At 59.6% G+C, this 659-nt stretch carries 1 protein-coding gene; it reads right to left on the reverse strand.

Annotated features, from left to right (window positions below; translation table 11 throughout):
• Positions 1-659: RuBisCO large subunit C-terminal-like domain-containing protein (locus tag HF921_RS10500; protein ID WP_264318200.1), on the reverse strand; the 659-nt coding region annotated here is incomplete at both ends.

Here is a 659-nt window from a genome sequence, read left to right on the forward strand (position 1 = left end):
CGGTCACCTTCCAGCTTGCCAACCACCGTGCCGGTGTGCAGGTGATCACCGCCTGACAGACGGAGCGCCTTGGCCAGCACGCGGAAGTGAATGCCGTGATGGGGATTGCGGTCCACCACCGCGTGCATGGCACGATGAATGTGCAACAGGACGCCGTTCTTCCGGCACCAACGCGCCAGACCGGTATTGGCACAGAAGCCCCCGGTGAGGAAGTCGTGCATGATGATGGGCATATTGAGTTCCTTGGCGAACTCTGCCCGTTCATACATTTCCTCGGGCGATGGCGCGGTAACGTTTAAATAGTGTCCTTTGCGCTCGCCCGTTTCGGCTTCGGCCGTGTGGATCGCATCGGCCACGAACAGAAACCGATCGCGCCAGCGCATGAAAGGCTGCGAGTTGACGTTCTCATCGTCCTTGGTGAAATCCAGGCCACCGCGCAGACACTCGTAGACTGCACGACCATAGTTCTTGGCGGATAGACCGAGTTTGGGCTTGATGGTGCAGCCGAGCATCGGCCGGCCATATTTGTTCATTTTGTCGCGCTCGACCTGGATACCGTGGGGCGGTCCATTGCAAGTCTTGACATAGGCGAGCGGGAATCGCACATCCTCCAGGCGCAGCGCACGCACGGCCTTGAAGCCGAACACGTTACCGACCAG

The sequence above is a fragment of the Acidithiobacillus ferriphilus genome (genome assembly GCF_018854775.1).
GTDB classification, from domain to species: Bacteria; Pseudomonadota; Gammaproteobacteria; order Acidithiobacillales; family Acidithiobacillaceae; genus Acidithiobacillus; species Acidithiobacillus ferriphilus.